Source organism: Leifsonia xyli, from assembly GCA_001647635.1.
GTDB classification, from domain to species: Bacteria; Actinomycetota; Actinomycetes; order Actinomycetales; family Microbacteriaceae; genus Leifsonia; species Leifsonia xyli_A.
Genome location: CP014761.1, coordinates 986,430 through 998,126, shown reverse-complemented (window position 1 = coordinate 998,126; position 11,697 = coordinate 986,430). Strand labels below are relative to the sequence as shown.

Below are 11,697 nucleotides of genomic sequence, written 5' to 3'. Positions count from 1 at the left end.
CGATGACCTCCACTCCCTTCGGCACCGTGCTCGTCGCCAACCGCGGCGAGATCGCCTGCCGCGTCATCCGCACTCTCCAGACGCTCGGCATCCGCTCGGTCGCCGTCTACAGCGACGCCGACCGGGATGCGCCGCACGTCGCGCTCGCCGACATCGCCGTCCGGCTCGGGCCGGCCCCGGCGCGCGACAGCTACTTGAACGTCGACGCGATCGTGGAGGCCGCGCGCCGCACGGGCGCCGAGGCGGTCCATCCCGGGTACGGCTTCCTGTCGGAGAACCCTGCGCTCGCCGAGGCGTGCGAACGCGCCGGCATCGTCTTCGTCGGACCGGGCGTGCACGCGCTCGAGGTGATGGGCGACAAGATCACCGCCAAGCAGGCCGTCGCCGAGCACGACGTGCCGACCATCCCCGGCATCGCCGAGCCGGGGCTCTCCGACGACGACCTGATCGCCGCCGCCGAGCGCATCGGCTTCCCGGTGCTGGTGAAGCCGTCGGCGGGCGGCGGCGGCAAGGGGATGCAGGCCGTGCGCTCGGCGGCCGAGCTCCCGGAGGCGCTGCGTGCGGCCCGGCGCGTGGCCGCGGCCGCCTTCGGAGACGACACGCTGTTCCTGGAGCGGCTGGTGTCGTCCCCACGTCACATCGAGGTGCAGGTGCTCGCTGACCGCCACGGCGGGATCGTGCACCTCGGCGAGCGCGAGTGCTCGCTGCAGCGCCGCCACCAGAAGGTGATCGAGGAGGCTCCGTCGCCGCTGCTGGACGCGTCCACGCGCGCCCGGATCGGCGACGCCGCCTGCCGGGTCGCCGCGTCGGTCGGGTACGTCGGGGCGGGGACGGTCGAGTTCCTGGTGTCGGCGGAGGCGCCGGACGAGTTCTTCTTCATGGAGATGAACACGCGGCTGCAGGTCGAGCATCCGGTGACCGAGCTGGTGACCGGGCTGGACCTGGTGGAGCAGCAGCTCCGCATCGCGGCGGGGGAGCCGCTGGCGTTCGAGCAGGACGACGTCACGCTGACCGGGCACGCCGTGGAGGCGCGCGTGTACGCCGAGGACCCGGAGCGGGGCTTCCTGCCCGCCGCGGGCCGCGTGCTGGCGCTGCGCGAGCCGACGGGGGAGGGCGTCCGGGTCGACAGCGGTCTTGCGGCGGGCATCCCGATCGTGACCGACTACGACCCGATGCTGTCGAAGGTGATCGCCTGGGGGTCGGACCGGTCGGAGGCGCTCGCACGGCTGCGCAGGGCGCTCGGCCGCACGAGCATCCTCGGGGCGGTGTCGAACGTCGCGTGGCTCGCCGAGCTGGCCGCCGACGAGGATGTCGTCGCCGGCCGGATGGACACCACGCTGATCGACCGGCGCTACGCGGAGCTGACGCCGACCCCGGCCGGCGAGGACGAGCTTGTCGCGGCGGCGCTGGTCGCCCATCTCCACCGCTGGCAGGAGCCTCCGACGGCGGTCGGGACGCTGTGGGCGGCGCCGACCGGATGGCGGCTCGGTCGCGCACGGCCCACGCGGTACGACGTGGAGGGCGTGCCGGTGACCGTGACCGGCGAGCCGTCGGCGGCGCAGGTGGCCGTCGCGGAAGGGGACGCCCGCGCGGCGTCCCTGCGTCTGCGCGACCCCGGGCGCCCCGGCGAGCCCGCGGTCGCCCTGGTCGACGTCGACGGCCGCACCCTGCGCTTCGACGTCGCCCGCGACGGCGACACCGTCTGGCTCGCCCGCGAGGGGCACGCCCGCCCGCTGCGCCTGCGCGACCGCGCCGCGCGGCTCGCCGACCGGCTCGCCGCGCTCGACCGCGGCGACGCGGCCGCGCATCCCGAGCTCCGCTCGCCCATGCCGGGCACCGTCGTCGCGGTCCCGGTCGAGTCCGGCGCCCGGGTCGACGCCGGCGACACGGTCGTCGTGGTCGAGGCGATGAAGATGGAGCACCGCCTCCTCGCCCCGGTCGCGGGCGCCGTCACCGTGCACGTGCAGCCGGGCGACCTCGTCCGGCTGGACCAGCTCGTCGCGCGCGTCGACGCCGACGAGACCGACGCCGACGAGCCCGACCTCCCCACCGATGTGCCGCCCCTCGAGGCGGACGCGGCGCCGGCACCCCCGGCCGCCGCCCAGCGATAGGCCCCACGAGAGCCTTCCGAGACAGACAGGAACCCCATGACCATGCAGATGGACCGGCCCGCCGACACCGAGGTCGCCGGCTTCGAGCTCACCGACGACCAGCGCCGCCTCCGCGACGAGGTGCGCGACTTCGCCGACAACGTCGTCGCCCCGGCCGCCTACGAGTACGACACCAAGCGCAGCCTCCCGTACGGCATCATCGCCGAGATGGGCCGGATGGGCCTGTTCGGCCTCCCCTTCCCGGTCGAGTACGGCGGCCAGGGCAAGGACTACCTGTCGCTGTGCCTCGCCGTCGAGCAGCTGGGACGCGTGGACCAGTCCATCGGCGTCACCCTGGAGGCGGGCATCGGCCTCGGCGCCATGCCCATCTACCGCAACGGCACGGAGGAGCAGAAGCAGGAGTGGCTGCCGATGCTCGCGCGCGGCGAGGCGCTCGCCGGGTTCGGCCTGACCGAGGCGGACGCGGGATCCGACGCGGGCGGAACCAGGACCACCGCGGTGCTCCGCGACGGCGAGTGGGTGATCAACGGCACCAAGCAGTTCATCACCAACTCCGGCTCCGACATCACCAAGCTCGTCACGATCACCGCCGTGACCGGCGAGGAGCGTCGCGCCGACGGGTCGGTCAAGAAGGAGCTGTCGGCGATCATCGTCCCGACCGGCACCCCCGGCTTCGTCGCGGAGCCGGTCTACGACAAGGTCGGATGGCACACCTCCGACACGCACCCGCTGACGCTCACCGACGTCCACGTGCCCGAGGCGAACCTGCTGGGCGATCGCGGCCGCGGGTACGCGAACTTCCTCCTGACGCTCGACGAGGGCCGCGTCGCGTTCGCCGCGCTGTGCACGGGCGCCGCGCAGGGCTGCCTGGAGGAGGCGCTCCGCTACGCGAAGTCCCGGAACGTCTTCGGGCGGCCCATCGGCTCCAACCAGTACATCGCCTTCAAGATCGCGCGGATGCAGGCCCGGGTGCACGCGGCGCGGCTCGCCTACTACGACGCGTGCTTCAAGCTGATGGCCGGGAAGCCGTTCAAGCTGGAGGCGTCGATCGCGAAGCTGGTCGGCAGCGAGGCGGCCATGGACAACGCACGCGACGCGACCCAGATCTTCGGCGGCTACGGCTTCCTCAACGAGAACCCGGTCGCCCGCCACTACCGCGACTCGAAGATCCTGGAGATCGGGGAGGGCACCAGCGAGGTGCAGCTCATGATCATCTCCCGCGCGCTGGGCTTCGACGCCTAGCCTGGACCGCAACGGCCAGACACTCGACGAGGAGGAGGACGGATGATCGACAAGACGGTGGCGACGGCCGCGGAGGCGGTCGCCGACATCCCCGACGGCGCCACGCTCGCCGTCGGCGGGTTCGGGCTCTGCGGCATCCCGAGCGCGCTCATCCAGGCGCTGCTCGACGACGGGACGACCGACCTCGAGGTGGTGAGCAACAACTGCGGCGTCGACGACTGGGGCCTCGGCCTGCTGCTCGCCGAGCACCGCATCGCCAAGATGATCAGCTCGTACGTCGGCGAGAACAAGGAGTTCGCCCGCCAGTTCCTCTCCGGCGAGCTGGAGGTCGAGCTCACCCCGCAGGGCACGCTTGCCGAGAAGCTGCGCGCGGGCGGCGCCGGCATCCCCGCCTTCTTCACGCCCGCGGGCGTCGGCACGCAGATCGCCACCGGCGGCCTGCCCCGCCGCTACGCCCCGGACGGCTCGGTCGCCGTCGCCAGCGAGCCGAAGGAGGTGCGCACCTTCGACGACGCCGAGTACGTGCTGGAGCGGTCGCTCCGGCCCGACTTCGCGCTCGTCCACGCGGCGAAGGGCGACCGGCACGGCAACCTCGTCTTCCACGCCGCCGCGATGAACTTCAACCCGCTCGCCGCGATGGCCGGCCGGGTCACCATCGCGGAGGTGGAGGAGCTGGTCGAGCCCGGCGAGCTCGACCCGGGCCAGGTGCATTGCCCGGGCATCTTCGTCCAGCGCGTCGTGCACGCGCCCGGCGTCGAGAAGCGGATCGAGCGGCGCACCGTCGCCGAAGGGAGCGCACGATGAGCCTCACGCGCACGGAGCTCGCCGCCCGGGTGGCGCGCGAGCTGGAGAACGGCCAGTACGTCAACCTCGGGATCGGGATGCCCACGCTGATCCCGAACTACATCCCGGAGGGCGTCGAGGTCATTCTGCACTCGGAGAACGGCGTGCTCGGGTGGGGCCGTATCCCGCCGACGACGCCGTCGACCCCGACCTGATCAACGCCGGCAAGGAGACGGTGACCGTGAACCGCGGCGCCGCCTTCTTCGACTCGTCGCTGTCGTTCGGGATGGTGCGGGGCGGACACGTCGACCTCGCGGTCCTCGGCGCCATGGAGGTCAGCGCCGCCGGCGATCTGGCCAACTGGATGATCCCCGGCAAGATGGTGAAGGGGATGGGCGGCGCGATGGACCTGGTCTTCGGAGCCAAACGGCTGATCGTCATGATGGAGCACGTGGACAAGGAGGGCCGCCCGAAGATCCTCGAGGAGTGCACTCTCCCGCTCACCGGCACCGGATGCGTCGACCGCATCATCACCGACCTCGCCGTGATCGACGTCACGCCCGACGGCCTGGTGCTGCGCGAGACCGCGCCGGGGGTCACGGTGGACGAGGTGGTGGCCGCGACCGGCGCGCCGCTCGCGGTCGAGCTGACGGTGGAGGCGGCCTGATGCGCGAGATCGAGCAGCGCGGGCTCTACTACGAGGAGTTCGAACCGGACACGCGCTACCTGCACCGCCCGGGGCGCACGGTCACGGAGGCCGACAACGTCCTCTTCACGACCCTGACGATGAACACGCAGGCGCTGCACCTGGACGCCGCGTGGTCGGCGCGACAGCCGTTCGGGGAGCGGCTGGTCAACTCCATGTTCACGCTCGCCACGATCGTGGGCGCCTCGGTCACCCAGCTCACGCAGGGGACCATCGTCGCGAATCTGGGATTCAGCGAGGTGTCGTTCCCGCACCCGCTGCACCACGGCGACACGCTCTACTCGGAGACGGTCGTGCTCGGCAAGCGCCTGTCGGCGTCGCGCCCCGGACAGGGCATCGTCACGCTGGAGCACACCGGCCGGAACCAGGACGGCGTGATCGTCGCGACCGCCACCCGCCAGGTCATGGTGTGGTGCCGGGATGCGTCGCCGGTCGCCACCGTCGACGCCGGGGGAGCGGCGGACGCCGACGCCCTCGACCCGGGTGCGACCTCGCCGGACGGCATCCTGTGACCGCAGCCGGGCGACCGTTCCCCTGGGGGCCGGCGCTGCTGTTCTGCCCGGCCGACCGGCCCGAGCGGTACGCGAAGGCGCTGGAGCGGGCGGACGCGGTCATCCTCGACCTGGAGGACGCCGTCGACCCGGCACGCCGGGTGGCGGCGCGGGAGGCGCTGGTCGCGTCCGACCTCGACCCGGCGCGGGTGATCGTGCGGGTGAACCCGGCCGCCACGGACGACCACGACGCCGATGTGTCGGCGCTCGCCGCGACGCCGTACCGGGCCGTCATGCTGCCCAAGGCGGAGGGCGTCGGCGACCTGGCGCGGCTGAGCGGCTACGACGTGATCGCGCTGTGCGAGACGGCCGCCGGGGTGCTCGCGGCGCCGTCCCTGGCGCAGGATCCGTCGGTGCTGGCGCTGATGTGGGGCGCCGAGGATCTCGTCGCGTCGCTCGGCGGGACGTCGAGCCGGCACGCCGACGGGCGCTACCGCGATGTCGCCCGCGCCGCCCGCTCGGCCGTGCTGCTGGCCGCGGCGGCGGGCGGCGTGCACGCGATCGACACGGTCCACCTCGACATCGCCGACCTCGCGGGGCTGGCGGCGGAGGCTGAGGATGCGGTGGCCGTGGGATTCGCGGCGACGGCGTGCATCCACCCCGGCCAGGTGCCGACGATCCGTGACGCGTACCGGCCGTCCGCGGCGGAGGTGGAGGCGGCGCGCTCACTGCTCGAAGCGGCCGCGGCGGCGGGCGGAGGGGTGTTCCGACATGCCGGGAAGATGGTCGACGGACCGGTGCTCGCGCACGCCCGAGCGGTGCTCCGCCGTTCGTGATGAAACTGTGACCTAGCTTTCCTCCGCGGTTCACCGTTTCGGACTCCGACTGTCCGAGGCATGCCGTAATCTGCAAGTGTTCACTAGGGAATCGAACGATCTCGAATCGATTCGAGTGACGCGAGTGTTCGGCAGTGCAGAGGGGAGGGGGAGAGATGCCACAGCTGCTTCCCCTGCGCCTCCGGCAGCCCGCCTCCGCCCGCGAGCAGGCGCGCGCCGGCACCGCCGAGCCGCCCACCGGCGTCGTCGACATCGACCCGGCCATCGAGAGCACCGGCCCGCTGGCCGTCATCGCGCCCCGCCGCATCGGCGAGAGCGACCTCGCGGTGTACCCGCTGTCGCTCGGGGCGAGCGTCTTCGGCTGGACGGCTGACGGCGACACGTCGTTCGCCATCCTGGACCGCTTCGCGGAGCTCGGCGGCGACTTCATCGACACCGCCGACAGCTACGTCGGCGGCCGCAGCGAGGTGCTCATCGGTACGTGGATGCGCGAGCGCCGCAACCGCGACCGCATGGTCATCGCGACCAAGGTCGGGCGCCACCAGGAGAACCCGGGCCTCGGCTCCGTCAGCATCGTGCGCGCCGTCGAGGCGTCGCTCGAGCGGCTCAAGACGGACTACATCGATCTGTTGTACTTCCACGACGACGACCCCGAGACGCCGCTGGAGGACAGCCTGGCGACCGCGGAGTGGCTGATCGAGAGCGGCAAGGTCCGCTACCTGGCCGCCTCCAACTTCACCGCGGACCGCCTGATCGAGGCCCGCATCCTGGCCTCGGCCGGGCTGCCGAAGTTCGTCGCCATCCAGAACCAGTACAACCTCATGCACCGCACCGAGTTCGAGAGCGCCCCGCGGATCGTCGCGGCCGCGCAGGGGCTCGGCGTGATGCCGTACTACGCGCTGGCGAACGGCTTCCTGACCGGCAAGTACCGCAGCAAGGGCGACCTCACGGCGGGTGCTCGCAGCGTGCGCGCGGCGGCCTACGTCAACAGGCGCGGCCAGCGGGTGCTCGCGGTGCTCGACCGCATCGCGGCCGAGCACAAGGTGGCGCCCGCGAGCATCGCCCTCGCCTGGCTGCTGGCCAAGCGGACGATCGTCGCGCCGGTCGCGAGCGCCAGCCGTCCGGAGCAGGTGGACGCGCTCATGGCCGCGGCCGGCATCCGCCTGACCCGCTCCCAGATGCTCGACCTCGACCGCGTCTCCGAGTAGTCCGCGGGCCCGTCCGCTCATCTACTGGTCCCAACACGCCGTCACGCATCGCCCGGTAACGGCGTGTCGGGCCCACTAGCGGCATCCATGGGTCGCAACACGCCGTTCTGCGGCGCGCGTGACGGCGTGTTGCGTCCCAGGGATGGGGTGGCGGCGCGGCGTGTTGCGTCAAGCAGGCGGGAGCGGGGCGGGGCTACGCCTCGGCGAGGATGCGGTCGAGCGCGCGGTGCAGGGCGGCACCCGCGGCGATCGGGTCTCCGACGTAGCCGCCCGCCAGGGCGCCGTCGCGGGCCAGGATGAGGTCGTCGGCCGCGTCGCCCGGGCGCGGATGCCCGATGCGGCGGAAGAGCTCCTCGATGTGGTTGGCGTACCAGTCGCGGTGGGCGGTGACTGCGACACGGACGGGATCGCTCGGGTCGGAGAACTGCGCGGCCGCGTTGATGAACGGGTCGCCGTGGAACCCGGGACGCACCGCCTCCTCGTTGATCGAGTCGACGAGGGCGCGCGCGACGTCGCGCGGATCGGTGAGCTCCGCCTCCTTCTCGGCGAACCACTCGCGCACCTGCCGGTCGCGGCCCTCGACGTAGGCGATGATCAGCAGGTCCTTCGACCGGTAGTGCTTGTAGAACGTCGCCTTGGTGACGCGGGCGCCCGCGATGATGCGGTCGACGCCGACGGTGTGGATGCCCTCCTGGTAGAAGAGCTCGTCGGCCGTGGCGAGGATCTTGACCTTCGACGGGGCGGGCGGCCGGATGGTCGCTCGGGCACTTACGACCATCCGGCACGACTCCCTTGCTTGAGGGGGAGGCGACGGCCGCCTCCCTTCGGTTCTCGAAGTATAGCAGTGGACAGACGAGTCTGTTTGTCCTCTTTTTGACCGGCCAGGGATCGAACGCGCCCTGGCGTAGGCTGGAGGGGATGAACAGCGCAGTCGACCTTCCGCTCGGTGTGGCCGACCTCACGTTCGCCGCATCCGGCGAAGCGCTGGTCCGCCGCACGATCCTCCCGAGCGGCGTGCGAGTCCTGAGCGAGCAGGTGCCGGGCGCCCGCAGCGCCACCCTCGGGTACTGGGTCGCGGTCGGCTCGCGCGACGAGCACGAGGGCGAGCCGGGGCATCCCGGCACCCTCGGCTCCACACACTTCCTCGAGCACCTGCTGTTCAAGGGCACCCGCTCGCGGACGGCGCTCGACATCGCGGTCTCCTTCGACTCGGTCGGCGGCGAGCACAACGCGATGACCGCCAAGGAGTACACCTGCTACTACGCCAAGGTGCAGGACCGCGACCTCGCGATGGCGGTCGAGGTCATCGGCGACATGCTGACCTCCTCGGTGCTGGACCCGGCCGAGTTCGAGAACGAGCGCGGCGTCATCCTGGAAGAGCTCTCCATGGCGGAGGACGACCCGGGCGACGTCGCCAACGAGCGGATGTTCCAGGCCGTGCTCGGCGGGCATCCCCTCGGCCGCCCCATCGGGGGCCGCCCGGACACCATCCACGCCGCCACCCGCGACGGCGTCTGGGAGCACTACCGGGCGAACTACCGGCCGCAGGACCTCGTGGTCACCGCCGCAGGCGCGGTCGACCACGACCTGCTGGTCGCGGGCGTCGAGCGAGCCCTGCTGTCAGCGGGCTGGGACCTCGACCTCGCCGCCACCCCGGTCGGCCGTCGCACCGGCGGCGCCGCGGAGATCTCGCGCGGCAGCGCCGTGGTGACGGTCCAGCGCCCGACGGAGCAGGCGAACGTCTTCGTCGGGATGCCCGGCATCGTCGCGACCGACCCGCGCCGCACCACGATGAGCGTGCTCAACTCCATCCTCGGCGGCGGGATGTCGAGCCGGCTGTTCCAGGAGGTCCGCGAGCGCCGCGGCCTGGCCTACGCCGTGTACTCCTTCTCCGGCTCCTACTCGGATGCCGGCGTCTTCGGCCTCTACGCGGGCTGCGCGCCCGCGAAGGCGCGGCAGGTCACCGAGCTCATGCTCGACGAGCTGCGCCGGCTCGGCTCCGACGGCGTCACCGCCGACGAGCTGCGCCGCGCCGTCGGCCAGCTGTCCGGAGGCGCCGCCCTGGCGCTCGAGGACTCCGACACGCGCATGTCCCGCCTCGGCCGCGCCGAGATCACCCTCGGCGAGTTCGCCGACCTGGATGAGAGCCTCCGCCGCCTGCACCTCGTCACCGTCGACGATGTGCGGGAGCTCGCCGCCGATCTGGCGGGGCGGCCGCTCTCCGTTGCGGCGGTGGGGAGCGTCACCGACGACACGTTCGCCGGTCTCGCTCCCTGATCCGCCTCCCTCCCGCTCCGCTCTTCTCGAAAGGTCCACCCTCGTGCCCCACTACATCTACCTCGTGCGCCACGGCGAGCAGCAGGATGCCGAGCACGGAATGCCGGACGGCCCCCTCTCGCCGCGCGGCAAGCGCCAGGCGCAGCTGATCGCCGAGCGGTTGAGCGGCATCCCGTTCACCTCGATGTACCACTCGCCGCTCAACCGGGCGACCGAGACCGCGTCGATCATGGCGGAGCGGATGCCGGCGCTGGAGCCGCAGCCGTCGAGCCTGCTGTTCGACTGCATCCCGTCGGGTCCGACGCCGGATATGCCGAAGGCGTTCGAGTCGTTCTTCGGCCCGGTGACGGAGGCCGAGATCGAGGCGGGGCGCGCGCAGATGGACGATGCGGTCCACGAGTTCCTGACGCCCGCGATGGGAGACCGGCACGACCTGCTGATCACGCACAACTTCGTGATCGGATGGTTCGTGCGGCACGTGTTCGACGCCCCTGACTGGCGGTGGCTGGGCCTGAATCAGGCCAACTGCGGCCTCACGATCATCCGGGTGCGTTCGGCGAAGCCGCCGGTGCTGGTGGTGCACAACGACCTCGGGCATCTGCCGGTGGAGCTGCGCACCGGGCTGCCGGAGCTGCAGCCGGTCTGAGCCGGGCTACTCGATCGGTTCGACCCGCTTGCGGAACCAGTCGGTCGCGTTCGGGTTGTCGTTGTACGGCTGGATGCTCTCGTAGCCGTGCGCGCGGTACAGCCCGCCGGCGGCCTCCAGGCTGGCGTTCGTATCGAGCACGATCTCTGTCGCGCCGAAGCCGCGGGCGCGCTGCTCCAGCTCGATCAGGATGGCGCGGCCGTACCCGTTGCCGCGCCGTGACGGTGTCACCCAGAGATGCTTGATCTCGTAGCGCACGACCGGGGTGCCGTCCTCGGTCTCGCCCAGCGGGACGCGCAGCTCGCGGACGCCGCCGCAGCCGACCTCGACGCCCTCGTCGTAGGCGAGCAGGAAGACGCCGTTCGGGGCGACGAACTGGCCCGGATCCGGGAACGCCGTCCGGTAGGCGCCCTGCGCGCTCGGGAAGGTCTCGGCGCGCTCGGCGAAGTAGTCCGAGAGCATCCGGTGGGCGGTCGCGTCGGTGACGGCGACGTCTGCGAAAGACACCATCGGTCCAGCGTAGCGCCGGGGAGGGCCGGGCCGCGGGTCGTCCACAGGCGCGCAGGTAGGCTGGGGGTGTGAGCATTCGCGTGGCCGTCGCCGGAGCGACCGGAAAACTGGGAAGCGTGGCCGTGCGCCTCATCGAGCAGGCCGACGACCTGGAGCTGGTGGCCCGGCTGGGCTCGCAGTCGCCGCTCGATGACATGCTCGGCGCCGACGTGCTGGTCGACATGACGCTGCCGCAGGTGAGCCCCGGCATTGTCGCGTTCGCCGTCGACCACGGGCTCAACGTCCTGGTCGGCACGTCCGGCTGGTCGGCGGACCGCATCCTCGACCTGGAGCGCCGCGTCGCCCAGCACGAGGGCACGGGCGCGGTCGTCATCCCCAACTTCTCCCTCGGCTCCGCCCTCGGAACGGCCTTCGCGACGGTCGCTGCGCGCTTCTTCGACTCGATCGAGATCATCGAGACGCACGGCGCCGGCAAGGTGGACTCGCCCTCGGGCACCGCGGTGCGCACCGGGGAGCTGATCGGCGCCGCACGCGCGTCGAAGGGCCCGGTCGAGGCGCCGCACTCGGACCAGCGCGCCCGCGGGCAGCAGGTGGCGAGCGTCCCCATCCACAGCCTCCGGATGCGCGGGGTCGTCGCAAAGCAGCAGGTCATCTTCGGCGGCGCCGGGGAGCAGCTGATCATCGAGCACGACACGGTCGGGTCGGAGGCGTACGAGGCCGGCATCCTGCTCGCGCTGCGCGCAGCCGCGACGGCGACCGGCGTGACGGTCGGCCTCGACAAGCTGATCGACCTCGGGATCGCCGAGCCGAGCGGCGAGCCGCCGCGCCGGACCGTGCGCGACGCCGGCGACGACGGCACCGAGCTGACCCGCTGAGCAGGAGAACGC

Annotated in this window: 11 protein-coding genes and 1 pseudogene; 10 read left to right on the top strand and 2 right to left on the bottom strand. The window is 72.2% G+C overall.

What is annotated here, in order from left to right:
* The first annotated feature begins 2 nt into the window (after positions 1-2).
* The 7 genes and pseudogenes from A0130_04950 to A0130_04920 all read left to right on the top strand — a co-directional run bounded on the left by A0130_04950 (position 3) and on the right by A0130_04920 (position 7,377).
* Entirely contained in the window at positions 3-2,111 is a 2,109-nt protein-coding gene (locus tag A0130_04950; GenBank protein ID ANF31115.1) for an acetyl/propionyl-CoA carboxylase subuit alpha, read from the top strand.
* 48 nt (positions 2,112-2,159) lie between these two features.
* Positions 2,160-3,353, top strand: a complete 1,194-nt coding sequence (locus A0130_04945) for an acyl-CoA dehydrogenase (protein ANF33296.1) — start codon at positions 2,160-2,162, stop codon at positions 3,351-3,353.
* 42 nt (positions 3,354-3,395) lie between these two features.
* Positions 3,396-4,157 (top strand): succinyl-CoA--3-ketoacid-CoA transferase, encoded by a 762-nt coding sequence (locus A0130_04940; GenBank protein ID ANF31114.1) that lies wholly within the window; start codon positions 3,396-3,398, stop codon positions 4,155-4,157.
* A pseudogene (locus A0130_04935) lies at positions 4,154-4,803 on the top strand (succinyl-CoA--3-ketoacid-CoA transferase). The gene A0130_04940 and the pseudogene A0130_04935 overlap by 4 nt, the downstream one beginning before the upstream one ends.
* Complete coding sequence (locus A0130_04930; protein ANF31113.1) at positions 4,803-5,354, top strand: dehydratase; 552 nt, start codon at positions 4,803-4,805, stop codon at positions 5,352-5,354. Before A0130_04935 ends, A0130_04930 begins: the two are co-directional and overlap by 1 nt.
* A complete protein-coding gene (locus tag A0130_04925; protein ANF31112.1) occupies positions 5,351-6,169 on the top strand; it encodes a citrate lyase in 819 nt (272 codons plus the stop codon). Before A0130_04930 ends, A0130_04925 begins: the two co-directional genes overlap by 4 nt.
* Positions 6,170-6,324: 155 nt before the next feature.
* Positions 6,325-7,377 (top strand): alcohol dehydrogenase, encoded by a 1,053-nt coding sequence (locus A0130_04920; GenBank protein ID ANF31111.1) that lies wholly within the window; start codon positions 6,325-6,327, stop codon positions 7,375-7,377.
* Positions 7,378-7,570: 193 nt separating this feature from the next.
* On the opposite strand, the gene A0130_04915 is transcribed toward A0130_04920, so the two are convergent.
* Positions 7,571-8,155 (bottom strand): TetR family transcriptional regulator, encoded by a 585-nt coding sequence (locus tag A0130_04915; protein ID ANF31110.1) that lies wholly within the window; start codon positions 8,153-8,155, stop codon positions 7,571-7,573.
* A gap of 140 nt (positions 8,156-8,295) precedes the next feature.
* On the opposite strand from A0130_04915, the gene A0130_04910 reads away from it, so the two are divergent.
* Both A0130_04910 and A0130_04905 read left to right on the top strand, forming a co-directional pair.
* Positions 8,296-9,654 (top strand): zinc protease, encoded by a 1,359-nt coding sequence (locus A0130_04910; GenBank protein ANF31109.1) that lies wholly within the window; start codon positions 8,296-8,298, stop codon positions 9,652-9,654.
* Positions 9,655-9,697: 43 nt separating this feature from the next.
* The gene (locus A0130_04905) at positions 9,698-10,300 is read left to right on the top strand and encodes a histidine phosphatase (GenBank protein ANF31108.1); all 603 of its coding nucleotides are present in this window, start codon (positions 9,698-9,700) and stop codon (positions 10,298-10,300) included.
* A gap of 6 nt (positions 10,301-10,306) precedes the next feature.
* Here the strand turns inward: A0130_04905 and A0130_04900 are convergent, their stop codons facing one another.
* Positions 10,307-10,810 carry a PadR family transcriptional regulator gene (locus A0130_04900; GenBank protein ID ANF31107.1) on the bottom strand — a complete coding sequence of 168 codons (504 nt, stop codon included), beginning with the start codon at positions 10,808-10,810 and terminating at the stop codon, positions 10,307-10,309.
* 68 nt (positions 10,811-10,878) lie between these two features.
* Here A0130_04900 and A0130_04895 point away from each other — a divergent pair, with 68 nt between their 5' ends.
* The gene (locus A0130_04895) at positions 10,879-11,685 is read left to right on the top strand and encodes a 4-hydroxy-tetrahydrodipicolinate reductase (protein ID ANF31106.1); all 807 of its coding nucleotides are present in this window, start codon (positions 10,879-10,881) and stop codon (positions 11,683-11,685) included.
* Positions 11,686-11,697 lie beyond the last annotated feature (12 nt).

Coding starts and splice junctions, on each gene's coding strand:
- A0130_04950 (ANF31115.1), top strand. CDS start 3: ATGACCTCCACTCCCTTCGGCACCGTGCTCGTCGCCAACCGCGGCGAG.
- A0130_04945 (ANF33296.1), top strand. CDS start 2,160: ATGGACCGGCCCGCCGACACCGAGGTCGCCGGCTTCGAGCTCACCGAC.
- A0130_04940 (ANF31114.1), top strand. CDS start 3,396: ATGATCGACAAGACGGTGGCGACGGCCGCGGAGGCGGTCGCCGACATC.
- A0130_04930 (ANF31113.1), top strand. CDS start 4,803: ATGCGCGAGATCGAGCAGCGCGGGCTCTACTACGAGGAGTTCGAACCG.
- A0130_04920 (ANF31111.1), top strand. CDS start 6,325: ATGCCACAGCTGCTTCCCCTGCGCCTCCGGCAGCCCGCCTCCGCCCGC.
- A0130_04915 (ANF31110.1), bottom strand. CDS start 8,155: ATGGTCGTAAGTGCCCGAGCGACCATCCGGCCGCCCGCCCCGTCGAAG.
- A0130_04910 (ANF31109.1), top strand. CDS start 8,296: ATGAACAGCGCAGTCGACCTTCCGCTCGGTGTGGCCGACCTCACGTTC.
- A0130_04900 (ANF31107.1), bottom strand. CDS start 10,810: ATGGTGTCTTTCGCAGACGTCGCCGTCACCGACGCGACCGCCCACCGG.